This is a genomic window from Rhodanobacter sp. G2-10, assembly GCF_055809185.1.
The window spans coordinates 3087460-3107807 of the sequence record NZ_CM147900.1; the positions used below are offsets into that span (position 1 = coordinate 3087460).

General features: G+C 65.6%; 22 protein-coding genes and 1 other RNA gene. 11 read left to right on the plus strand and 12 right to left on the minus strand.

Annotated elements, in window-relative coordinates:
• Positions 1-32 precede the first annotated feature (32 nt).
• The 7 genes from AC0L58_RS13990 to AC0L58_RS14020 all read right to left on the minus strand — a co-directional run bounded on the left by AC0L58_RS13990 (position 33) and on the right by AC0L58_RS14020 (position 5229).
• Entirely contained in the window at positions 33-344 is a 312-nt protein-coding gene (locus tag AC0L58_RS13990) for an STAS domain-containing protein (protein ID WP_473684402.1), read from the minus strand.
• Positions 341-1018 (minus strand): MlaC/ttg2D family ABC transporter substrate-binding protein, encoded by a 678-nt coding sequence (locus tag AC0L58_RS13995; RefSeq protein ID WP_473684404.1) that lies wholly within the window; start codon positions 1016-1018, stop codon positions 341-343. The genes AC0L58_RS13990 and AC0L58_RS13995 overlap by 4 nt, the downstream gene beginning before the upstream one ends.
• 63 nt (positions 1019-1081) lie before the next feature.
• On the minus strand, positions 1082-1933 hold the full coding sequence (gene mlaD, locus AC0L58_RS14000) for an outer membrane lipid asymmetry maintenance protein MlaD (protein ID WP_473684406.1): 852 nt from the start codon (positions 1931-1933) through the stop codon (positions 1082-1084).
• Positions 1934-1982: 49 nt separating this feature from the next.
• Positions 1983-2759: a lipid asymmetry maintenance ABC transporter permease subunit MlaE gene (mlaE, locus tag AC0L58_RS14005; RefSeq protein WP_473684408.1), complete on the minus strand. Its 777-nt coding sequence runs from the start codon at positions 2757-2759 to the stop codon at positions 1983-1985.
• The gene (locus AC0L58_RS14010; RefSeq protein ID WP_473684410.1) at positions 2756-3592 is read right to left on the minus strand and encodes an ABC transporter ATP-binding protein; all 837 of its coding nucleotides are present in this window, start codon (positions 3590-3592) and stop codon (positions 2756-2758) included. The genes mlaE and AC0L58_RS14010 overlap by 4 nt, the downstream gene beginning before the upstream one ends.
• 80 nt (positions 3593-3672) lie before the next feature.
• A complete protein-coding gene (gene gmk, locus AC0L58_RS14015; RefSeq protein ID WP_473684412.1) occupies positions 3673-4302 on the minus strand; it encodes a guanylate kinase in 630 nt (209 codons plus the stop codon).
• Between the two features lie 66 nt (positions 4303-4368).
• Positions 4369-5229, minus strand: coding sequence for a YicC/YloC family endoribonuclease (locus AC0L58_RS14020; RefSeq protein ID WP_473684414.1), 861 nt, complete (start codon positions 5227-5229; stop codon positions 4369-4371).
• A 94-nt stretch (positions 5230-5323) separates the two neighbouring features.
• Between AC0L58_RS14020 and rph the strand changes: the two genes are divergently transcribed.
• The 6 genes from rph (at position 5324) to pepQ (ending at position 12228) form a co-directional block, all read left to right on the plus strand.
• Positions 5324-6052, plus strand: coding sequence for a ribonuclease PH (rph, locus tag AC0L58_RS14025; protein ID WP_473684416.1), 729 nt, complete (start codon positions 5324-5326; stop codon positions 6050-6052).
• Positions 6053-6152: 100 nt separating this feature from the next.
• Positions 6153-6755 carry an RdgB/HAM1 family non-canonical purine NTP pyrophosphatase gene (rdgB, locus tag AC0L58_RS14030; RefSeq protein ID WP_473684418.1) on the plus strand — a complete coding sequence of 201 codons (603 nt, stop codon included), beginning with the start codon at positions 6153-6155 and terminating at the stop codon, positions 6753-6755.
• Entirely contained in the window at positions 6752-7918 is a 1167-nt protein-coding gene (gene hemW / locus AC0L58_RS14035; RefSeq protein ID WP_473684420.1) for a radical SAM family heme chaperone HemW, read from the plus strand. Before rdgB ends, hemW begins: the two co-directional genes overlap by 4 nt.
• Positions 7919-8000: 82 nt before the next feature.
• Complete coding sequence (locus AC0L58_RS14040; protein WP_473684421.1) at positions 8001-10355, plus strand: DUF1631 family protein; 2355 nt, start codon at positions 8001-8003, stop codon at positions 10353-10355.
• Positions 10352-10711 (plus strand): PilZ domain-containing protein, encoded by a 360-nt coding sequence (locus AC0L58_RS14045; RefSeq protein ID WP_473684423.1) that lies wholly within the window; start codon positions 10352-10354, stop codon positions 10709-10711. Before AC0L58_RS14040 ends, AC0L58_RS14045 begins: the two co-directional genes overlap by 4 nt.
• Before the next feature lie 197 nt (positions 10712-10908).
• Positions 10909-12228 carry a Xaa-Pro dipeptidase gene (pepQ, locus tag AC0L58_RS14050; RefSeq protein WP_473684425.1) on the plus strand — a complete coding sequence of 440 codons (1320 nt, stop codon included), beginning with the start codon at positions 10909-10911 and terminating at the stop codon, positions 12226-12228.
• 6 nt (positions 12229-12234) lie between these two features.
• Here pepQ and cydB read toward each other — a convergent pair whose 3' ends face one another.
• From cydB to AC0L58_RS14070, 4 genes are all read right to left on the minus strand, one after another.
• Entirely contained in the window at positions 12235-13245 is a 1011-nt protein-coding gene (cydB, locus tag AC0L58_RS14055; RefSeq protein WP_473684427.1) for a cytochrome d ubiquinol oxidase subunit II, read from the minus strand.
• A gap of 2 nt (positions 13246-13247) precedes the next feature.
• Positions 13248-14639 carry a cytochrome ubiquinol oxidase subunit I gene (locus AC0L58_RS14060; protein WP_473684429.1) on the minus strand — a complete coding sequence of 464 codons (1392 nt, stop codon included), beginning with the start codon at positions 14637-14639 and terminating at the stop codon, positions 13248-13250.
• Positions 14640-14742: 103 nt separating this feature from the next.
• Positions 14743-16083, minus strand: a complete 1341-nt coding sequence (locus tag AC0L58_RS14065; protein WP_473684431.1) for an aminopeptidase P N-terminal domain-containing protein — start codon at positions 16081-16083, stop codon at positions 14743-14745.
• The gene (locus AC0L58_RS14070; RefSeq protein WP_473684433.1) at positions 16080-16643 is read right to left on the minus strand and encodes a UPF0149 family protein; all 564 of its coding nucleotides are present in this window, start codon (positions 16641-16643) and stop codon (positions 16080-16082) included. Before AC0L58_RS14070 ends, AC0L58_RS14065 begins: the two co-directional genes overlap by 4 nt.
• 108 nt (positions 16644-16751) lie before the next feature.
• On the opposite strand from AC0L58_RS14070, the gene AC0L58_RS14075 reads away from it, so the two are divergent.
• The 5 genes from AC0L58_RS14075 (at position 16752) to AC0L58_RS14095 (ending at position 18718) form a co-directional block, all read left to right on the plus strand.
• Positions 16752-16985 carry a TIGR02449 family protein gene (locus AC0L58_RS14075; protein WP_473684435.1) on the plus strand — a complete coding sequence of 78 codons (234 nt, stop codon included), beginning with the start codon at positions 16752-16754 and terminating at the stop codon, positions 16983-16985.
• A gap of 8 nt (positions 16986-16993) precedes the next feature.
• Positions 16994-17302, plus strand: coding sequence for a cell division protein ZapA (locus tag AC0L58_RS14080; RefSeq protein WP_473684437.1), 309 nt, complete (start codon positions 16994-16996; stop codon positions 17300-17302).
• Positions 17303-17380: 78 nt separating this feature from the next.
• A non-coding RNA gene (gene ssrS / locus AC0L58_RS14085) (6S RNA) lies at positions 17381-17567 on the plus strand.
• A gap of 66 nt (positions 17568-17633) precedes the next feature.
• Positions 17634-18254, plus strand: a complete 621-nt coding sequence (locus tag AC0L58_RS14090) for a 5-formyltetrahydrofolate cyclo-ligase (protein WP_473684439.1) — start codon at positions 17634-17636, stop codon at positions 18252-18254.
• Positions 18251-18718 carry an EVE domain-containing protein gene (locus AC0L58_RS14095; RefSeq protein WP_473684441.1) on the plus strand — a complete coding sequence of 156 codons (468 nt, stop codon included), beginning with the start codon at positions 18251-18253 and terminating at the stop codon, positions 18716-18718. The genes AC0L58_RS14090 and AC0L58_RS14095 overlap by 4 nt, the downstream gene beginning before the upstream one ends.
• 473 nt (positions 18719-19191) lie before the next feature.
• On the opposite strand, the gene AC0L58_RS14100 is transcribed toward AC0L58_RS14095, so the two are convergent.
• Positions 19192-20262, minus strand: coding sequence for an IS110 family RNA-guided transposase (locus tag AC0L58_RS14100; RefSeq protein WP_473683965.1), 1071 nt, complete (start codon positions 20260-20262; stop codon positions 19192-19194).
• Positions 20263-20348 lie beyond the last annotated feature (86 nt).

Here is a 20348-nt window from a genome sequence, read left to right on the forward strand (position 1 = left end):
CTGGCTTCCGGTCAGGCCTCGGCTCGCCGCAGCTAGCCCAGCAGCCGATCGACCTCGCAGACTTGTGCCAGCGCGAGCATGCCCGCGGGCATGCCGATCACCCGCACCGTGTGCCCGCGCCGGTCCGCGTCGGCAATCGCCGCCAGGACGCAGGCCAGCCCGGCACTGTCGCAATGACTGACGCCCGCCAGATCAAGCTGGGTGGCCCGGCCGGACGCGAGCGAGGACCGGATCGCCTGCAACGCCCCGGCGGCGGTATCGAAGCTCAGCACGCCGCTCACTCCCAACGTCGTCGGCGTGCCGGTCTCAAGCTGGAAGCCAGGACTGGCGCTCACACTGCTCATTTCGCGCCCTTGTCGTCCTTTTCCATCGTCTCCAGTGCATTTTCGCCCTGGGTTTCAAGGTTCGTGATGAGTTGTTCGATGCCGACCTTGCGAATCTCGGCATCGACCTGGTTCCGATAATTGGTCACGTAGGAAATGCCCTCGATGATCACGTCATAGGCCTTCCAGTCACCGCTGCGGCTCTTGCGGAAGGCGTAGTCGATCGAAATCAGCTTGCCGTCGTCCAGCACGACCTGGGTACGTACCACGCTGCGCTTGTCATTGAGGTCGCCCTTGAACGGCAACACCTTGACCCGGCCACGGGTGTAGTTGAGCAGGCCTTCCGCATAACGGTGGGTGATCGAGTTGTAGAACGCCTTGGCGAAACGTTCGCGCTGCGCCGGCGTCGCCTCGCGCGCGTGCCGGCCAAGCACCAGGATCGACGCGTAGTCGATGTCGAAGTGCGGCAGGAACACCTCGTCGATGATGCTGATCAGCTTTTCCTTGTTGTGCTTCAACTCGGAGCGGTGACCCTCGATCGCGGTCGCCAATTGATCAGCGATGCCCTGCACGATCTGCGCCGGGGCCTGGTGATTCGCCGCAGGCGCGGCAGCGGTGGCGTCCTGGGCGACAGCCGGCGTGGCGATCACGGCGGCAAAGGCAAGTGCGGTGGCGAGAACGAGTCTGCGCAACATGGAATACTCCTCGGGGCTACACCGGCGCATCAGTCACCGGCAGGGGAACGCATCGGTATCGAGTTACTTGTTGCCGTTGCCGGCATCCTTCTTGTCATTGGGTGATCCGTTGACCAGGAATTTGCCGATCAGATCTTCCAGTTGCATGGCGGACTGCGTCAGGATCATCTGGTCACCGTCCTTGAGAGCGTCGGGTGAACCACCGGGTTGGATCGCAACATACTGGCTGCCGATCAAACCGCTGGTGAACACCGCAGCGGCCGAGTCGTCCGGAATCTGGTCGTAACGCTTGTCGATCGCGAGCACGACCCGGGCATTCAGCTTGGCCGGATCGACGCGCACCGACTGCACGCTGCCGATCACCACGCCGGCCATCTTCACCGGCGCACCGGCGGATAGCGTGCCGACATTGGTGAAATCGGCGCTCACGGTGTAGCTGCCGCCCACGTTGTCAACCACGCCACCGGCACCGAAGAACTTGCCCAGCATCTCCTCCAGCGGCTGCGTGGACTTGGTGCGCGCCAAGGTGCCACCGTCGGCCACCACCTGTTTGGCGCTGCCGTAATCGATGCCCACGTACTGGTCGCCAAGCAGGCCGCTGGTGAAGATCGTCGCCACCGAATCCTGCGGAATATGGTCGTAACGTTTGTCGATCGACAGTTTCACGTCGGCCACATCGTGGCCAGGCGTCAGCGAGATCGACTGCACCTGGCCCACGCGCACCCCGGCGATCTTGACCGGCGCGCGCTCCTTCAGTTGCCCGATGTTGGTGAACTGCGCATCGATCGTGTAACTGTCGCCCTGATGGATATTGGCCACCGAACTGGTCTGCGTCGCCAGATACGCCAAGGCGGCAAAACCCAGCACGATGAACAGGCCGGTGCCGATGGCAAAGGAACTTCTGGGTTGGCTCACGGCACGATCCTCGTTGAACGATGGGGAATGATGGTGTTGGTCATGGCGGTTACATCAGGAACGCGGTGAGGACGAAGTCGATCGCCAGGATCGCGATCGACGAGGCCACCACGGTGCGGGTGGTGGCATAGGCCACGCCCTCGCTGGTCGGCGGCGTGGTGAAACCCTGAAATACCGCGATCAGCGACACCACCGCGCCGAAAGCCAGGCTTTTCAGCAGCACGCCGTTGACGATGTCGGTGCGCACATCGACCACCGCCGTCATGTTGGACCAGAACGTGCCGTTGTCGATACCCAGCCAGGTGACGCCAACCAGGTGACCACCGAAGATGGCCATGGCGCAGAACACGCAGCACAACAACGGCATCGCGATCAGCCCGGCCAGGAAACGCGGCGTGGCGACGTAGGCGATCGGATCCACCGCCATCATCTCCATCGCCGAGATCTGGTCGGTAGCCCGCATCAGCCCGATCTCGGCGGTAATCGCGGTACCGGCGCGGCCGGCGAACAGCAGCGCGGTGACCACCGGACCCAGCTCGCGATACACCGACAGGGCCACCACCATGCCGCTGGCCGAGGTGCCGCCGAAGATCGACAGCACGTGATACAGCTGCAGCATCAGCACCATGCCCACGAACAGGCCGCACACCATGATGATGGTCAGGCTCATCGCGCCGACGAACCACAGCTGGCGACTGGTTTCGCGCAGATAGCGCAGGCTGCGCGGGATCGCCGCCAGCAGGGTCAGCAGGAACAGGCCACAGGCGCCGACCTGGCCCAGCATCTGGATGATCGCATTGCCGCCTTTGCGTGCGCGGTTGATCATTGGCGCGCTCCCGCCAGACCCAGCTCGGCGGCATAGTCGCCAGCGGGATAACGGAACGGAATCGGACCATCGGCCTCGCCACCGAAAAACTGCCGCGTCCACGGCGAGCCGTCATCGGCGATCGTGTTCGGATCGCCTTGCGCCACGACCTTGCCATTGGAAAGCAGCATCACGTGGTCGGCGATCCGCTGCACCGCAGCCAGCTCGTGCGATACCACCACGCTGGTGATGCCCAGGGTCTGGTTCAGGGTGAGGATCAGTTTCAGCACCTGGCTCAAGGCCACCGGATCGAGCCCCACGAAGGGCTCGTCGTAGAGGATCAGCTTCGGATCGAACACGATCGCCCGCGCCAGCGCCACCCGCCGCGCCATGCCGCCGGAAAGCTCATTCGGCATAAGTCGCGCGGCACCGCGCAAGCCGACCGCCTGCAGCTTCATCAGCACCAGGTTGCGGATCAGCACCTCCGGCAGCGAGGTATGCTGGCGCAGTGGAAACGCCACGTTTTCGAACACGTCGAAATCGGTCAGCAGCGCCGAGTTCTGGAACAGATAGCCGATCCCCTCGCGCATCTTGTAGAGCTGCTCGCGCGACAGCCGCGCGACGTCCTGGCCATCGACCAGGATGCTGCCGGCGCTGCCATGCATCTGCCCGGTGATGTGCTTGAGCAACGTGGTCTTGCCGGTGCCGCTGGGGCCCATGATGGAGGTGACCTTGCCGCGCGGGATATCCATGTCCAGCCCATCGAAGATCGTCTTGCCGCCGAGTACGGTGGTCAGGCCACGGATCCGCACCAGGGTGCTGTCTGCAGGCGCGGCGTCAACGGGATCGGTCATGATCGACAAATTCAGCGGAGAAAACGGACAAGGTAGCCGAAGCGCGGGGGGATGACCATGTACATCACGGTAGCGTCGATTCAGGCTTCAGCCGCCAGCAGGTCAGCGATCAGCCGCTCGTGGCGCTGCCATTGCAGGCCGCTGCGCAAACGCACCGCCCGCACGATCGCCTGCAGGTCGGCCAACGCCCTGTCGAACACGTCGTTGACCAGGATGTAGTCGAACTCGTGGGCGTGGGCGATCTCGCCTCGCGAGTTGTGCAGGCGGCGTTCGATAACGTCGGGCGCATCCGAGCCCCGCCCGCGCAGGCGACGCTCCAGCTCGGCCCGCGAGGGCGGCAGGATGAACACGCTGACGCAATCCGGCTTGCTGCGACGGATCTGCTCAGCGCCCTGCCAGTCGATCTCCAGCAACACGTCACGCCCTTGCGCGAGCAGACCCTCCACCGTCATGCGCGAGGTGCCGTACAGGTTTCCATGGACCTCGGCATGCTCCAGGAAGATCCCGTCCGCGATTTGTTGCTCGAACGCGCCGCGTTCGACGAAATAATAGTCACGCCCGTACATCTCGCCCGGACGCGGTGGCCGTGTCGTGTGCGACACCGACAGCGAGATGGCGTCGTCGCTCGCCAGCAGCGCGTTGACCAGGGTGGATTTGCCGGCACCCGACGGCGCCGCGACCACGAACAAGGTGCCCGCTTCAATGGACATGAGCATGCCAGGCGCGCGTGCATTCGTGCGCGGTAAGGGTTGGATTGAGGGGCGATGCTGGCGTGCTCATTCGATGTTCTGCACCTGTTCGCGCATCTGTTCGATCAACACTTTCAGCTCGACCGCCGCATTGGTACTGCGCGCGTCGACCGACTTGGAGCCCAGCGTATTCGCTTCGCGGTTGAATTCCTGCATCAGGAAGTCGAGGCGACGCCCCACCGGCTCCTTCAGGCCCAGCACGCGGCGGCTCTCAGCGATGTGGGTACTGAGTCGATCCAGCTCCTCGTCGACATCGGTACGGGTGATCTGCAACACCAGTTCCTGTTCCAGCCGACCCGGCTCGACCGGCTGCTTGAGGTCGGCCAGGCGGGTCTCCAGGCGCGTACGCAGGGCGACGCGGATCTCCGGCATCCAGCCACGCACGTCGGCCACCACTTTTTCGATGGCATCGAGCCGCTCGCGCAGGATCGTCGCCAGCTTCTCGCCTTCACGCTCGCGGGTCGCGGTGAGCGCATCGAGCGCCCGGTCCAGCACGTCGAACAGCGCGGCCTGCTGCGCTTCGGGATCCACCGCGGTTTGCTGCATCACGCCCGGGAAACGCAGCAGCTCGGTCAACTGCACCTGCATCGCCGGAAACAAGGCCGCCATGTCGAGGTTCAACTCGGAAAGACGCGTCAACAAGGCACGATTGACCTGCAGCGACTCGCCGCGCGCGTCACTGTTGCGGCGCACGGTCAGGTCGAGTTTGCCGCGCGACAACTTCGCGGCCACCCGCTCGCGCAGCTGCGGCTCGAACGCGCGCAGGTCATCCGGCAGACGCGGACTCAGCTCCAGGTAGCGATGATTGACCGTGCGCAGCTCGCAGCTGAGCGTGCCCGCGGGGCCGGTCGTTTCGGCGCTGGCATAAGCCGTCATGCTGCGGATCATTTTGAAGGCGCCCGGACGTGGGAAAAGAGCGCAATGGTAAACTCTCCGGCTCCGGCTTGCCCAATCCGGCCAAGCAACGCGCAGGAACCACCCCATGAATTCCGTCATCCGCCCCAGCGGCCGCGCCAGCGACCAGCTGCGCACCGTCACCATTGAACGCCACTACACCCGCCATGCCGAAGGCTCGGTGCTGGTGAGTTTCGGCGAGACCCGGGTGCTGTGCACCGCCAGTATCGAGGACCGCACGCCTGCGTGGCTGCGCGGCAAGGGCGAGGGCTGGGTCACCGCCGAATACGGCATGCTGCCGCGTGCCACCCATACCCGCATGCAGCGCGAGGCCGCGCGCGGCGGTCAGGGCGGCCGCACCATGGAGATCCAGCGTCTGATCGGCCGCAGTCTGCGCGCCTGCATCAACCGGCAAGCCCTGGGCGAACGCGTGATCACGCTGGACTGCGACGTGCTGCAGGCCGACGGCGGCACCCGTACCGCGGCGATCACCGGCGCCTTCGTGGCTCTGGTCGACGCGGTGAACGGCTTGATGCAGCGCGAAAACCTCAAGCGCAACCCGATCGTGGGTGCCGTGGCCGCGGTCTCGGTCGGCATCTACAAGGGCGTGCCCGTGCTGGACCTCGACTATGCCGAGGATTCCGACTGCGACACCGACATGAACGTGGTGATGAACGACGGCGGCGGTTTCATCGAGGTGCAAGGCACCGCCGAGGGCCACGCCTTCCGCCGCGACGAAATGGACGCGCTGCTGGGCCTGGCCGAAAAAGGCATTGGCGAACTCGTCGCCGCACAGCGCGCAGCCCTGGGCGCCTGAAACGCGAAGGGCAGGCTCTGCCCGCCGCTCCTTATCTACCCACCCTGCAACAAAGCCGAAGCCGACGCACATCGCCGGCCCCAAGCCAAGGAATGAATCCATGACCCGACGCATCGTCCTGGCCAGCAGCAACCGCGGCAAACTGGCGGAGTTCAACGCACTGCTGGCCGACAGCGGCTTCGAGATTGTGGCGCAAGCCAGCCTGGGCATCGATGACGCCGAGGAAACGGGCCTCACCTTCGTCGAAAACGCCTTGCTCAAGGCGCGCCACGCAGCGCGCGCCAGCGGCCTGCCCGCGCTGGCCGATGATTCGGGCTTGTGCGTGGAGCACCTGCACGGCGCGCCCGGCCTGTATTCGGCGCGCTACGCCGGCAGCCACGGCGACAGTGCGGCAAACAACACCAAACTGCTGCGCGAGCTGGACGGCGTGCCTACCGAGAAGCGCGGCGCCTTCTTCATCTGTGCACTGGTATTGCTCCTCCGCGCCGACGACCCGACCCCGCTGATCGTCGAAGGCCGCTGGCATGGCCGCGTACTCGACGCGCCGCGCGGCACGCAGGGTTTCGGTTACGACCCGCTGTTCCTGCCCCACGACCAGCAAGCCAGCGCCGCCGAACTCGACCCCGCGATCAAGAATCGCGTCAGCCATCGCGGCCAGGCGCTGGCCAGGCTGCAGGCGCGGCTGACGGAGCTGCGCGGGTGAGCCTGGTCGCGCCGCCGCTGTCGCTGTACATCCACATGCCGTGGTGCGTGAAGAAGTGTCCGTATTGCGATTTCAACTCGCATGGTCTGCGCAGCGCACCACCGCCTTATGCCCAGTACATCGACTGCCTGCTGGCCGATCTGGATGCCGACCGCGCGGATTTTGCCGACGCCCTGCAAGGCCGACCAATCATCAGCATCTTCTTCGGCGGCGGCACGCCCAGCCTGTTTTCGCCCGAGCTGATCGCGCGCCTGCTCGACGGTGTGCGCGAACGCCTGCCGCTGGCCACGGACGCCGAGATTACGCTGGAGACCAACCCCGGCACGGTCGAGCATGGCCGTTTCGACGGCTATCTGGCCGCCGGCGTCAACCGCATTTCGTTCGGCGTGCAGAGTTTCGACGACGACAAACTGCGGCGGCTGGGCCGCATCCACTCGGCAAGCGAGGCCGAAGCGGCCGTGAAATCGGCGCAGGACGCCGGCTACACCAATATCAACCTTGACCTGATGTATGCACTGCCCAGGCAATCCCTCGACGGCGCACTGGCCGACGTGGCGCGCGCTGTCGCGCTGGCGCCCACCCATATTTCCCATTACCAGCTGACCCTGGAGCCGAACACGGTGTTCGCCGCCAACCCGCCGCCCCTGCCCGATGACGACCATGCCTGGGCGATGCAGGAAGCCTGCGAGGCTCAGTTGGCGGCCGCCGGCTATGGCCAGTACGAAATTTCCGCCTATGCGCAAGTGGGCCGATGCTGCGTGCACAACCTCAACTACTGGGCCTTCGGCGACTACCTCGGTATCGGCGCCGGCGCGCATGGCAAGCTCAGCGACGCCGCCAGCGGCCAGATACGGCGACGCTGGAAGAACCGCGGTCCGCGCCCCTACATGGAGGCTGCCGCTGGCCCGGGCCGGATCGGCGGTGACAACCTCGTCAGCGACGCCGAGCTGCCATTCGAGTACATGTTGAATGCCTTGCGCCTGATCGACGGCGTGCCGGCGGCCGATTTTTCAGCTCGTACGGGCCTGTCGCTGACCAGCATCGCCACGCCGCTGGCCGAAGCACGTCGGCGCGGCTGGCTCAGCGACGATCCGCAGCGCCTGCACACCAGCGCACTCGGCCAGCGCTTCCTGAACGACGTGATTGGCGGATTTCTGGCCTGATCGCTCCACTGTCATGGCGATGGCATACCCACGGCAACCAGCATAGACTTGCCTGACCCGGGGAATGAGACAGGTTTTTTGCATGGACGTCGGACAGGACCCGCGACGCTCGCTGGCGTCGCCCCCAGTCACCCGCCTCAAACACGAGCGGTGGCCCGCGCGTGCGCAGAAACTGATCGAGACCGGTTACACCTTGTGTGTCGAGGGTCTGCACGAACCCATTCGCCATTGCCTCGGCGAGTTCGAGAAGCAACTTTTCACGCTGGCCGATCACGCCATGCGCTCCGACGAGCAGCAGGAATGCTTTGCCAGCCGGCAGCGCGTCCTGCAGGGCCGCAACAGAGTCGTTCAATCCTTCATGGAACAGATGGGCGTCGCACTGAGCGAGTTCGACCAGCCGTCGCGCAAGTCCGCCACGGCCGATGAACCAAGCCCCTGGCAATCGCTGGAGCTGCTGGACCCGAACGTCCAGGAAATCTCCATGACGCTGGATCAGCTCGGTGCCCGTGGCGACGTGCGCCACGGCCGGGCCCTGTACGAACTGGGCTACCGGATGGCCGTGCTGGTCGGTTCGCCGCCCCTGGAAGGCCAGTCCCTGCCGCTGGGGCCGCATGCGGTGGCCAGGGCATTCCATCGGGCCAGCACGGAACTGGAGTTGCCGCACCAGCATCAACTGTTGTTGCTGCGCTACTTCGACCAGTGGGTCATACCGGCCCTGGCCACGCTCTACAACGCGATCAACCTGCGCTGGCAGTCCGAGGGCATCCTGCCGCAGCTGCGCAGTGTTCCGGCACCACGCCACATCAACAAGCGGGCGCGTCCGGGCATGTCCGAGCCCGCACCGGCCACCGAGGCAGCCACGGCGGCGGCGCCGGTGGCGGAAAATGCAAGCCGGCCGCAGGGCGGCGCAGCGGGCGAAGACTCCATCCATGTGCTGGAGTCCCTGCGCGATTTGCTGGCCCAGCGCCGTGCCAACCAGGGCATACCGGCCGGTGAAGCGTCCGGCCCCGGCGCAGGTCCGGTCGCCAGCGAGGATGAACTCCAAATGGCACTCGGCGCACTGCAACAGCACCTGGCCCAGGTCACCGACCATGCCAGCCGCGAGCTGCGCAGCGCCGCACGCCTGCGCGAGGAATTGCTGGCCCAGCTCAACCTCGGCAAGCCGAGCGGCGCGCCGCTCACCCAGCTCAGCAGCGAGCAGGGCGATACGGTGGAACTGGTGGCGGGCCTGTTCGAGCAGTTGGGGCATCAGCTGCAGCAAGGCGGCAACGCACGCGGGCTGCTCAGCAACCTGCAACTGCCGGTGCTGCGTGCGGCGGTGGCCGATCACAGCTTCTTCGAACGACATGACCACCCGGCGCGCAAGTTGCTGGAGACCGTGGCCGCCGCCGCCAACGACTGGCTGGATGGCAGTGACGACGAGAGCAACCGCCCGCTCGCCACGAAGCTCGAACAACTGGTCAGTCGCGCCAACCAGGAACCGCCCAGCGCCGGGCTGTACACCACGCTGCTGGCGGATATCGAGCATCACCTGGCGCTGCTCACGCGCAAGGCACAGGCGGCAGAGCGGCGCCACGTCGAAGCCGCGCAGGGTCGCGAACGACTGGATCAGGCCCGCCACCGCGCCAGCGCGTTGATGGCCGAGCGCTTTGCCCAGTCGCCGCCGCGCGGATTGCTGCGCGCCCTGCTCGATCGCGCGTGGTCCGACGTGCTGGCGCTGACGCTGCTTCGCCATGGCGAGGACAGCGAAGCGTTCAAGGCCCAGCTGGCAATCACCGATCAGCTGCTTGGCCGTCTGCCCACGCATGATCGGCTGCAATTGCAGCAAGAGGTGGAAAACGGCCTGCAGCAGATCGGCATGCACGCCGAAGAATCGGTGCAGGTGGCGCAGCGCCTGCTCGGCGCCGGCTCACCGGATCCCACGGCCGAACTGCCCAGCGCCACCGATCTCGCGTTGCGCCTGAAGCAGCACCAACGCCTGGGTGAACAACACGCCGATCAGGAACCGCCCAGCGCGAGCCCGATCATCAGACCAGCCGCGGCGCAGACCACGGCCGCCGCGCCAGTGACGCATCCGGAAACGAGATTGCCTGCAGTCGAGCCGCGCGAGCTGCACATCGAACAGCGTCTGCGCAAGTTGCCGTTCGGCAGCTGGTTCGAGTTCGTAGATCCGACCAGCGGGCAGATCGCACGTCGCAAATTGGCCTGGTACTCACCGATGTCCGGACGCTGCCTGCTGGTCAGCCGTCGTGGCCAGCGCGGCGACGAGATGACCATGGCCCAACTGGCGCATGAGGTCGCCAGCGGTCGGGCTTGCGAAGTCCCGGCCGAGCCCGAGAGCCTGCTCGACCGCGCCTGGCGCAGCCTCAGGGGCAGCCTGCGCCAGAATGCTGCAGGCACACGGAACACCCAGCCGCAGGAGTCCCGGCGCCGATGAGTCCGCAGAACACTTCCGGCAACCAGCGTCGGGCACCACGCAAGCGCGCACCTGACAACGCCATCGTCACCGATGTGATCCGTGACGAGGTAATCGGTCATCTGGGCAACATCTCCAGCGGCGGCCTCCTGCTGATCACCTCGCGGGCACCGCGCGGCGAGGCGCTCTACCAGGTCAGCATCGCCCTGCCCGCCACCGGTCGCGCGCTGGTGCAGTCGCAACCGATCGAGGTGGGCATCCAGGAACAATGGCACGAACACGCTGCCAGCTCGGGGCAAATCTGGGCCGGCTTCCGCATCGTGGCCATCACCGACCCCGATGCCGCCCGTCTCGAGAGCTGGCTGACGCAGGGCTGACCAGCAGTACCGAAGCACCCGACTGGATCGCACGGCTGGAACTGTCGGCGCGGGCGCGTCATCATGGTGGTTCGATTTTCGCCAATACCGCGGGCCGTTTCCCCGTGCACATGTCGCCACAGCGGCACGTCTGCCCGTCCTTCGACGTCGTGCAGATGCATGACAACCGGGCACGGTCCGCCCGTCAGGAGCTCCCCATGCATGATCGACTCGCCACGCTTTATCCGCAGCATCTGGCCACCGTACGCACCCGTGCCGATGAGGCTCTCGCGCGCGGCGGCTTCGACCATCTGCTGATCGCCGCCGGCATGCCGGGAATCAAGTTCCTCGATGACAACCATTATCCCTACGCCGTCAGTCCGCAGTTCAAGTACTGGCTGCCGCTGATCAATGCGCCCGGCAGCTGGATCGCCTACACCCCCGGCGCCAAACCGAAGCTGGTCTTCCTGCAGCCGCACGACTACTGGCATGTGGTACCCGACGCGCCCAGTGGCTACTGGGTGGACCAGTTCGAGATCGTCATCGTGCGCACCGCGGAGGATGCGATCGCCGAACTGCCGCAGGGAAACTGCGCCACGATCGCCGAGCCGAACGCCACCGTCGCCGGCATCGAAGTCAACAACCCCGGCACGGTGCTGGATTACCTGCACTATCACCGTACCTACAAGACACCGTACGAACTGGAGCTGATGCGCGAAGCCAGCCGTATCGGCACCCGCGCGCACCGCGCGGCCGAACAGGCGTTCCGCATGGGCGAGAGCGAGCTGGGCATCCACCAGGCCTATCTCGCCGCCGCCGGACTGATCGACGCCGAACTGCCCTACTCCAGCATCGTCGCGCTCAATGAGCATGGCGCCGTGCTGCACTACATGGACTTCACCCGCCAGCCGCCCCAGCCGGCGCGCTCGCTGCTGATCGATGCCGGCGCCAGCGCGTCGGGTTACGCCAGCGACATCACGCGCACCTACGCCGCCGCCGATGCCGGCGAATTCCAGGCACTGATCGACGCGATGGACGCCAACCAGCGAAGCCAGGTGGCGATGGTGCGCGCCGGACGCAGTTACGGCGACCTGCATTTGCACGCACACCAGCAATTGGCGGTGCTGCTGAAGGAGCACGGCTTCATCCGCATGGACGCCGAGTCGGCGGTCGAAAGCGGCGTCACCCGCGCCTTCTTCCCGCACGGCCTGGGCCATTCGATCGGCCTGCAGGTGCACGATGTCGGTGGCTTCGCGAAGAACGACCGCGGCGACACCGTGCCGCGTCCGGATGGCCACCCGTTCCTGCGCATGACCCGCAGGCTGGAACCGAACATGGTGGTGACGATCGAGCCCGGCCTGTATTTCATCGAGATGTTGCTGGCCGAATTGCGCGACAAGCCGGTGTCCAGGGACATTGCCTGGGACAAGGTCGAGGCATTCAAGCGCTACGGCGGCATCCGCATCGAAGACGACGTGGCATGCACCGACGACGCGCCGGAAAACCTGACCCGGGACGCGTTCGCCGCGCTTGCCTGATTGACCTCAGTGGTAGCCGTCCCCGGCCCGTACCTTGCCGCGGAACACCCGGTACGAATAGGCCGTGTAGAACAGCACCACCGGAAGCATGATGATCGCGCCGACCAGCACGAAGCCCTGGCTGGACGGCGGCGAGGCAGCGTCCCAGATGCTCATGCTCGGTGGCACGATGTTCGGCCACATCCCCGCGACCAGGCCGAGGAAGCCCAGCGCGAAGAAGCTCAGCGCGAGCACGAAGGGTGCCACCTCGCGATTGGCCAGCACCGCACGCCACAACCATGCCGCGACGACGATGGTCAGGATCGGCAGCGGCGACAACACCAGGAAGTTGGGCCAGCTGAACCAGCGCGCCATCAGGCGTGAGTCCAGGAACGGCAGCCATGCGCTGACCATCACCATGAACGCGATCACCGCCAGCATCAGCGGCCGCGTCAGATCGCGCGCAATCCGCTGTGGCCGGCCTTCGGTCTTCAGCACCAACCACGTGGCGCCGAGCAAACCGTAGCCGAACACCAGCGCCATGCCGGTCAGTACCGAGAACGGGCTGAACCAGGCGAACGCGCCGTGCAAATACTTGCCGCCCTCCAACGGCATGCCTTCGACGATCGCGCCCAGCATCAGGCCTTGCGCGAACGCCGCGATCACCGAACCCAAATGGAAGGCCATGCCCCATATCCGCCGTGAGCTGTGCGCGCGAAAACGGAACTCGAACGCCACGCCGCGGAAGATGAGCGCAATCAGCATCGCCAGGATCGGCAGGTACAGACTGGAGAGGATCGTGGCATAGGCCTTGGGGAAGGCCGCCATCAAGCCGGCGCCGCCCATCACCAGCCAGGTTTCATTGCCGTCCCAGATCGGCGCGGCCGTATTCATCATCAGCTCCTGCTGCGCCTGGTCGTCCGCGAAAGGCGTGAGGATGCCGATGCCGAGCACGAAACCATCCAGCAGCACGTACATCATGATCGCGAAGCCGATGATGAAGAACCACACCACCGGCAGAATGGTGGAAAGCTCCATGCTCAATCCTCCTCGCCCGGGTCGACCGCGCCGTCGTCGATCGCCGCCAGCGGTCGCGACGCGGTGGCGCCGAAACCGATTCGTTGCGGCGCCGTGTCCGGGCCATGACGAAGTACCTTGAACAGATACCAGCTGCCGAAGCCGAACAGGATCATGTAGGTCACGAAGTACACGATCAGCGAGGTCAGCACGCTGGAGGCCGGCACCGGGCTGGCCGCATCGATGGTGCGCAGCACGCCGTAGACGACCCACGGTTGGCGGCCGATCTCGGCGGTGTACCAGCCAGTGAGCAGCGCGATGAAGCCGGCCGGCATCATCCCCATCCAGCAACGCAGGTACCAGCGACTGTCGAACAATCGTCGTCGCCACCACAGCAGCAGGCCGACCAGCGACAGCGCCAGCATCAACAGGCCCAGCCCGACCATGATGCGAAAGCTGTAGAACGGCGCGGCCACCGGCGGACGATCCTGCACCGGGAAATCCTTCAACCCCTGCACTTCCCCGCTCCAACTGTGGGTGAGGATCAGGCTGCCCAGATGCGGCACGTCGACCGCGTAGTCGTTGCGATCGGTCTTCTCGTTCGGCCACGCAAACAGGGTCAACGGCACATTGTTCTCGGTGGTCCAGCGGGCCTCGATCGCCGCCAGTTTGGCCGGCTGGTATTCACGCACCACCTGACCGGAGATGTCGCCGACAATGATCTGCAGCGGAATCACGATCGCCACGAACACCAGCGCGCAGCGCAGCATCATTCGCGCCTTGTCCTGCCAGATGCCGCGCAGCAGGTACCACGCCGAGACGCCGCCGATCACCAGTCCGGTGCTGAGGAAGCAGGCCAGCACCATATGCACCAGCCGGGTCGGGAACGACGGGTTGAAGATTGCGGCCCACCAGTCGGTGGCGTGGATCACGCCGTCGACGATGGCGTAACCCTGAGGCGTCTGCATCCAGCTGTTGGCCGAGAGTATCCAGAAGCTGGAGATCAACGTGCCCAGGGCCACCATGCAGGTGGCGATGAAATGCGTGCGATGGCTGACCCGGTTCCAGCCGAACAGCATCACGCCGAGGAAGGTGGCTTCCAGGAAGAACGCCGTCATCACCTCGTAGTTGAGCAGCGGCCCGAGCACGTTGCCGGCCACCGTCGACAACCCGGCCCAGTTGGTGCCGAACTGGAAGCTCATCACGATGCCCGAGACCACGCCCAGGCCGAACGATCCTGCGAATACCTTCATCCAGAAGAAATAGAGGTCGCGCAGCATCTCCGTGCGCTTGCGCAGCCACAGCGCCTCCAGGAACACCAGCCAACTGGCCAGGCCGATGGTGAAGGCGGGAAACAGGATGTGGAACGACATCACGAAACCGAACTGGATTCGCGACAGGAACTCGGCCGTCATCGCCAAGGCCTCCTGAGAAACGACGGCTCGACTCTACGCCCGCAAACGTGCACGCCTCGTCGTGCGCGACAGCCTGCCACGTGGCGTTTCGTCGCAATGAATGTCAGCGTTGGGCCAGCAGTGCCTCGATCTGTGCCGGCTCCTTGGGCATGCCTGCGGACAGCACCTCGTGGCCATCGCGGGTCACCGCCACATCATCCTCGATGCGGATGCCGATGCCGCGCCAGCGCTCGGCCACCGAGCGATCATCCGCAGCGACATAGAGACCGGGCTCCACCGTCAACACCATGCCCGGTTCGAGCAGGCGCGATTCGCCGTCGATGCGGTAGTCGCCCACGTCGTGCACGTCCAGGCCCAGCCAGTGGCCGGTCTTGGCCGCAAAGAAACGCCGGTAGCTGCCCGCGGCAATCGCCTCGTCGGCAGGCTCCTTCAGCAGACCCAGCTCGCACAGGCCTGCGGTCAGCACGCGTACCGCCGCGTGGTGCGAGGCGTCGAACGGTAGTCCCGGAGCCACCTGGTCGATCGCCGCCAGCTGCGCGGCCAGCACCACCTCGTACAGCGCACGCTGCTCGCGACTGTAACGACCATTGACCGGAAACGTGCGACTGATGTCTGACGCATAGCAGTCCAGTTCCGCGCCGGCATCGATCAGCAGCAGGTCACCTTCGCTCAGCAGCGCGCGATTGCTCTGGTAGTGCATCACGCAAGCGTTCGCGCCAGCGGCGACGGTGGGTGCGAATGCCGGCACCGCGCCGTGGCGACGGATCACCCCGAGCAGCTCGGCCTCAACCTCGTATTCATGCCGGCCCGGTTTGGCCAATCGCAGCGCGGCCAGCTGTGCCTCCACCGCGATCGCTGCGGAAGCCCGCATCAATTTCAGCTCGGCACGCGACTTGAACAAGCGCAGATCGTGCAGCAGGTGACCCAGCGCCACGAACTCCTTTGGCACCACGCCGCCACCCCGCAGCTGGCGCAGCCGGCGCATCCAGCCGAGCAGTTGTGCGTCGAACGCCGGCTCGTGACCGAAATGGCAATACACCCGGCCGCGGCCCTCGATCATGCCGGGCAGGATGTCGTCGATATCCTCGATCGGAAACGCGTCATCCATGCCATAGGTCGACACTGCCTGTTCGGTGCCGATACCCGGACCATGCCAGCGCTCGTGCTCGGGATCGCGCTCGCGGCAAAACAGCACCACCTCGCCATGCTGCCGGCCCGGCAGCAAGGCCAGCACGGCATCGGACTCGGGAAAGCCGGCCAGGTAGTGAAAGTCCGAATCCTGCCGGTATGGCCACGCGGCATCGGCATTGCGCATGCGCTCGGGCGCAGCGGCCACCAGCAGCACCGCGTCGGGGCCGGCCATCTGCATCAGCTGGCGGCGCCTGCGCGCGAATTCGTCGGTGGTGATGGCCAGACCCGCCAGGCCTGCCGCGGCGGGGATCAATGCACGGTTCCGCCGGGTGCGACATCGCGGGCGCCGCACTCGCTGAACAGCAGCATCGCGGCCATCCGCACGAACTCGTGCACTTCGATCAAGGCATCCTCGTCTTCGCTCTCGTTGCCGAAATCGAACGACGACGCAGCCACCGTGCCGAGGTCCCGCAGGATCTCCTGCGCCTCCTCCGACAGCTGGGCGTGTACTGCCGCACCCGCCAGGCCAAACCCTCCGAGGAAACCGCGGCACCAGTCGACGATCGCCTCGGCCCGCTCGGCCAGCGGCCGGTCGTCCTCGGGCAAGATGGGTTCGAAGCCAAGTTCCGGGTCCACCAGTTCGCCCTGACTCTGGCGTGCAAGTCGGTCCAGCACGGCCAGATCACTGGCCGCCGGGGAGGTGACCTCGCCGTCAAGCTGCAAGGCGGCCAGCACCGTGTTGCCGGAGAGCGTGCCGCCCCCAGCCAGGTAGCCGCACAACGAGCCATGCAACTCGCTGGCTTCGGTGCCCAGCCGCAGTCGCATGATCAGCGCATCAATGTCGTCGTGGCCCAGCGGCTCGGTAGCGGCCATGGCGTTGCTCCTGCGGAAAATGGGGCCAGTTTAATGCACTGGCCAGGCACACCCCGCAATGTCGACCCAGCCCGAGATTTTCGCGACTGTCCTGCTATAGTTTCCCGCATGAGCACGCCAGACCATGTCGACCCTGTACAGCAAGAGTTGGCCGCCTTGGGCCAGCAACTGGACCATCTCCTCGAGACCGTGCGCCGGCTCAACGAGGAGAACCGCAGTCTGCGCCAGAGTCAGGAGCAACTGTCCGGTGAGCGCTCCGGCTTGCTGGCCCGCAACGAGCAGGCACGCAGTCGCGTCGAGGCCATGATCCAGCGGCTGAAATCGCTTGAAAGCAACGGTTGATAGAAACCATGTCCAGCAGTGAACCGGTCGCGCTGCGACTGATCGATCGCGAATTCCTGATTGCCTGCGCGCCGGAAGAACGCGAGGGCCTGCTCGAGGCCGCCGGTTACCTCGACCGCAAGATGCGTGAGTTGCGCTCGAATGCCAAGGCACCCAGTTTCGAGCGACTTGCCGTGCTCACCGCGATCAGCGTGACGCATGAATTCATCAGCCTGCGCAAACAGCACGACGGGCAGAGCCAGCGCCTTACCGAGGGCCTGGCCGGTCTGCGCAGCAAGCTGAACGCGGCACTGGAAAAGGACGCCGACAAGTCCTGAACAGAGCGTATCGGCAAGGCGAACGCACCATCGCGTGACGGTGGACATTTGCTCCCAAGCGCCTAGAATTGATCCCGGCGTTTTCTGCGGTGTGCGCCAGCACACTCTTACATTTGCCTTGTTCCTACATACGGCCCCGGGTCGGCTCCACATCGGTTGTTGTGCATGTCCGCCACGTGCGGAAAGCCTTTAGACCATGTAGCCCTCCCACCTGATCCATCTTGGATCAAGGTCGTTCGGTGGGCAGCGGCATCGCGGTTTACGCCACCTCTTATCCAGCCCTGTTCGCCGCACGGCGAACAGGGCAACTCACGACGGAGTCGAGCGACACGTGGACGCGCCCGCCCAACGCCGCGAGCTTCGCCAGCGCCTGGCCGATCAGCGTCAGGCGCTCCCGCCGGCCCAGCGCATAGCCGCCGCGCAGGGACTGCGTCGAAGCCTCGAACAACTCCCCGAATACCTCACCGACGCACGCGTGGCCGGTTACTGGGCCAGCCGCGGCGAGTTGCCGCTGAACCTGGTGATGCTGCCGCTGGCGGCGCGCGGCCAGCAGTTCCTGCTGCCGGTCATCGGCGAGCACAAGCAACTGCGCTTTGCACCGTGGACCGCGGGTGACGCGGTACAAGCCAACCGCTACGGCATTCCGGAGCCGGTGGACCCGACCGAGCTGCTTGAACCCTTCCAGCTCGACCTGGTGCTGGTGCCCCTGCTCGGCTTCGACCGCCGCGGCAACCGGCTGGGCTACGGCGGCGGTTATTACGACCGCAGTTTCGCCTTTCTCAACGAACAGGTCCGCCCTACCGAGCCCTTGCTGGTGGGTGTCGCCTATGCGTTTCAGGAATTGCCGGAGGTCGAGGAGCAGGCTTGGGATGTGCCACTCGACTTCGTGGCGACCGAGCGCGAATTGATCGACTGCACCCCGCCTGTCGCCGAACCGGAGCCTGCTGCATGAACTACTGGTTGATGAAGTCCGAACCCGAGACATTCTCGATCGACGACCTCAAGCGCAGGAAACGGGAACCCTGGGACGGCGTGCGCAACTACCAGGCGCGAAACTTCATGCGTGACGGCATGCGTCCGGGCGACAAGGTATTTTTCTATCACTCCAACTGCGCCGTGCCCGGCATCGTGGGCATTGCCGAAGTCGCCACCGATGCGTATCCCGACCCCAGCCAGTTCGATCCCAGAAGCAACTACTTCGACCCGGCCAGCTCACGCGACAACCCGCGCTGGATGCTGGTCGACGTGAAGTTCGTGAAGAAGCTCAAGCGCACGATCAGCCTGGACGAGCTGAAAGGCGACCAGGCGCTGGAAGGCATGCCGCTGCTGCGCAAGGGCAACCGGCTGTCGGTGATGCCGGTCGAGGCCGCGCACTGGAAGCATATTCTCGGTCTGGCCCAGGCACACGGACCGTAGGGCGGGCTCTGCCCGCCGCTTTCGGCCGGCAATCGCAAAAGGCATGGCGGGCAGAGCCCGCCCTATGTATGGACTCGCCCCTGGTGTCAACCGCTGCGTGAGCAGGAAAGCACTGGCTGCATTTATGTATGAGGCCTTGACGAAGGTGGTCGATAGACCACAGGCCGGCATCGGATGAGCTCGTGGAAAGGCCGATTACGAAGAGGCTGCAAGAGCCGGTAGGGCGGAAGGCCTGGTGCCACGATGGTCTGACCGGATGATTCGAGCTGGGCAGCAGCGGTAGCGCGCAAAGGGACAAAACGACATACGGGAAGGCGAGTTGCGCCGGGAGGGCAGCGTGCGACGCCGCATCACGGCATGCCGACCCCGAGGGTCTTGGGCGGCGGCAGTCCATGGCGCGTCAGCGCTTGCGAAGCCATGGACGGGCGCCGCCCAAGACCGGCTCCTCGGGCAGGCCGTGATGGGGCGCCCTTTCAGTGCATGGCCGCCTCCCGCGCTTCGGTGTCGCGCTGGGCAGGATCACTGCAAAAGCGCATGTCGGGGTGCTTGAGCAGCAACCACACCACACGCAGATTGTGATTGGCCAGCCGCACCGCCGCGCCCTTTCGGCCACAGCGCTGGACCCAGCGCTGGATGCGGCGACTGTAGGGGTCGGTGGCATCGGGACGGATTTGCCGGATCACCGCGTGCGCGCCTTCGATCAGGGCACTACGCAGATAAGCGTCACCACGCCGGCTCATGCGGCCCAGCCGAACGGTGTTGCCGCTGCTGTGCTGGCTGGGCGTGATACCGAAGTAGGCCGAAAACTGGCGGCCGTTGGCGAACCGGTCCGGATTGAGCGCCTTGCAGGACAGGGCGGTGGAGATGACGGGGCCGATGCCGCGCGCCTGGCACAGGTGCCGGGCCAGCGGTTCGGTGCGGCTCAAGACAGCCAGTTCGCCATCGGTGGCCGCCATCCGCTCACCCAGTGCGCGCCATTCCCCCATCAGCTCGGCGACCAGGGCACGCAGACGATCGGGGATCGGCAAGGTGGCATCTTCCAGCGTGCTGTCGACCTTGCGCACCAGCGCCAGATTACCGCGCGCCATGACCACGCCTTGTTCCAGCAACAGCCCGCGCACCTGGTTGCTGATCGCCGTCATGCGCCGCCGCCAGCCGCGCCGGGCGCGGTGCAGAGCCTGCAGGGCCAACTGCTCCTGGGTCTTGACCGGCACCGGATGCACGCTCACGTCGTGCAGGGCACGAAGAATCGACAGGGCATCGTTGGCGTCGTTCTTGTTGCCGCTGCGGTGGGCGGCGGTGTGCTGCGCCGGCAGGATCTTCACCTCGACGCCGCGCGCCTGGATCTCCCGCGCCCACGCTTGCGCACCCGGTCCCGTCTCAATGGCCACCGTCAGCGGTGGTTCGAGCGTCTGGATGAACTTGTGCAGCGCCAAGCGCGACTTCACGCGTTCAGACAGCACCACCTCACCGTGCGCGTTTTCACCCGCCACCTGAAACACATTCTTGGCCAAATCGATGGCTATCGCAGTAATCTTGTTCATGGCCTCGCCCTCGCGCGGTTGTGTTGGGAGCACTAGCTCACCACCACTGGCACCGCGATGCCTGAATGCGCGGGGGCGAGTCCATG

Coding starts and splice junctions, on each gene's coding strand:
- AC0L58_RS14040 (WP_473684421.1), top strand. CDS start 8,001: ATGGACGTCGGACAGGACCCGCGACGCTCGCTGGCGTCGCCCCCAGTC.
- gmk (WP_473684412.1), bottom strand. CDS start 4,302: ATGTCCATTGAAGCGGGCACCTTGTTCGTGGTCGCGGCGCCGTCGGGT.
- AC0L58_RS14095 (WP_473684441.1), top strand. CDS start 18,251: ATGAACTACTGGTTGATGAAGTCCGAACCCGAGACATTCTCGATCGAC.
- AC0L58_RS13990 (WP_473684402.1), bottom strand. CDS start 344: ATGAGCAGTGTGAGCGCCAGTCCTGGCTTCCAGCTTGAGACCGGCACG.
- rdgB (WP_473684418.1), top strand. CDS start 6,153: ATGACCCGACGCATCGTCCTGGCCAGCAGCAACCGCGGCAAACTGGCG.
- AC0L58_RS14010 (WP_473684410.1), bottom strand. CDS start 3,592: ATGACCGATCCCGTTGACGCCGCGCCTGCAGACAGCACCCTGGTGCGG.
- AC0L58_RS14080 (WP_473684437.1), top strand. CDS start 16,994: ATGTCCAGCAGTGAACCGGTCGCGCTGCGACTGATCGATCGCGAATTC.
- AC0L58_RS14075 (WP_473684435.1), top strand. CDS start 16,752: ATGAGCACGCCAGACCATGTCGACCCTGTACAGCAAGAGTTGGCCGCC.
- AC0L58_RS14060 (WP_473684429.1), bottom strand. CDS start 14,639: ATGACGGCCGAGTTCCTGTCGCGAATCCAGTTCGGTTTCGTGATGTCG.
- AC0L58_RS14020 (WP_473684414.1), bottom strand. CDS start 5,229: ATGATCCGCAGCATGACGGCTTATGCCAGCGCCGAAACGACCGGCCCC.
- AC0L58_RS14070 (WP_473684433.1), bottom strand. CDS start 16,643: ATGGCCGCTACCGAGCCGCTGGGCCACGACGACATTGATGCGCTGATC.
- cydB (WP_473684427.1), bottom strand. CDS start 13,245: ATGGAGCTTTCCACCATTCTGCCGGTGGTGTGGTTCTTCATCATCGGC.
- AC0L58_RS14045 (WP_473684423.1), top strand. CDS start 10,352: ATGAGTCCGCAGAACACTTCCGGCAACCAGCGTCGGGCACCACGCAAG.
- rph (WP_473684416.1), top strand. CDS start 5,324: ATGAATTCCGTCATCCGCCCCAGCGGCCGCGCCAGCGACCAGCTGCGC.
- AC0L58_RS14100 (WP_473683965.1), bottom strand. CDS start 20,262: ATGAACAAGATTACTGCGATAGCCATCGATTTGGCCAAGAATGTGTTT.
- pepQ (WP_473684425.1), top strand. CDS start 10,909: ATGCATGATCGACTCGCCACGCTTTATCCGCAGCATCTGGCCACCGTA.
- AC0L58_RS13995 (WP_473684404.1), bottom strand. CDS start 1,018: ATGTTGCGCAGACTCGTTCTCGCCACCGCACTTGCCTTTGCCGCCGTG.
- mlaE (WP_473684408.1), bottom strand. CDS start 2,759: ATGATCAACCGCGCACGCAAAGGCGGCAATGCGATCATCCAGATGCTG.